An 853-nucleotide genomic window follows, 5' to 3' on the forward strand; every position below is an offset into this window, starting at 1 on the left:
TTACTAACTGAAAACAAATCAATTTCAAAAAGCTGAAGAGTATTACACTAAAGCCATCGAAATCAATCCAAAAAGATCTGCAAAAATTTACAAAAACCGTGCTTATCTTAGAGAGAAACTAAACAAAAATTCTGACGCTAAAGAGGATCTAAAAACATATTTGAAATATTCTCCAAAAGCTTCTGATAGAGGAATAATAGAACAAGCAATACGTGAATTATAATGCGGAGTGCGGGATTTGAACCCGCGACCTTCAGCTTGGGAAGCTGACATCTTACCAGGCTAGACAAACTCCGCCTAGAAGATACTCAGTAACTATGATTAAATATCTTAATTGGTAAAACCATGATATGGATGCACGTTGTCCTGAATGTGAAAAAGTTGCAAAATTAGATGATGATATTACTTTAGTGAAATGTCCTCACTGTAACTTTGAAGCAGACTATGATTCGTATCTTGAAATTATGAAAGATCAGGCAATCAATATGTCATCTGAATATATTCCTGACAGACCTGGAATTTAGCTACCAGTAATTCCCTTTATCTGAACAATCTAAATGAGCTCCACAATTGGGACAAAACATATGACAAGCTTGCATGTCCACCATTTTACTATCGCATCGTGGACATCTGATATCTTCTGTCATGCCTATCTTTGTTAATCTTAATTTAAAAATAATGTCCAAAGGTTAATTAGTCCTACAACTTTTTTTTGGAATAATTGGCAAATTTCAAACTTACAATATCAGACATTAAAGGAAAATCAGTTTCAAAAGAACTCAAAGATAATGATGCTAATGCGTTATTGGGATTACAACTGGGAAATGAAACTGATGCTGCAATTGTAGGATTG

Annotated in this window: 2 protein-coding genes, 1 tRNA gene and 1 pseudogene; 3 read left to right on the forward strand and 1 reads right to left on the reverse strand. The window is 33.9% G+C overall.

The window, feature by feature from the left end; genetic code table 11:
- Positions 1 to 7: 7 nt before the first annotated feature.
- Positions 8 to 223, forward strand: a pseudogene (locus BD31_RS09775) (tetratricopeptide repeat protein); the annotation flags it as partial.
- Here the strand turns inward: BD31_RS09775 and BD31_RS02475 are convergent.
- Positions 224 to 297 (reverse strand) — tRNA-Gly (locus BD31_RS02475). It lies immediately after the preceding pseudogene.
- Positions 298 to 350: 53 nt separating this feature from the next.
- On the opposite strand from BD31_RS02475, the gene BD31_RS02480 reads away from it, so the two are divergent.
- Both BD31_RS02480 and BD31_RS11090 read left to right on the forward strand, forming a co-directional pair.
- The gene (locus BD31_RS02480; protein WP_008298075.1) at positions 351 to 524 is read left to right on the forward strand and encodes a zinc ribbon domain-containing protein; all 174 of its coding nucleotides are present in this window, start codon (positions 351 to 353) and stop codon (positions 522 to 524) included.
- Positions 525 to 721: 197 nt separating this feature from the next.
- A partial coding sequence (locus BD31_RS11090; RefSeq protein WP_008298073.1) for an eS6 family ribosomal protein occupies positions 722 to 853 on the forward strand: 132 nt, incomplete at its 3' end.

The sequence above is a fragment of the Candidatus Nitrosopumilus salarius BD31 genome, from assembly GCF_000242875.2.
Lineage (GTDB): Archaea > Thermoproteota > Nitrososphaeria > Nitrososphaerales > Nitrosopumilaceae > Nitrosopumilus > Nitrosopumilus salarius.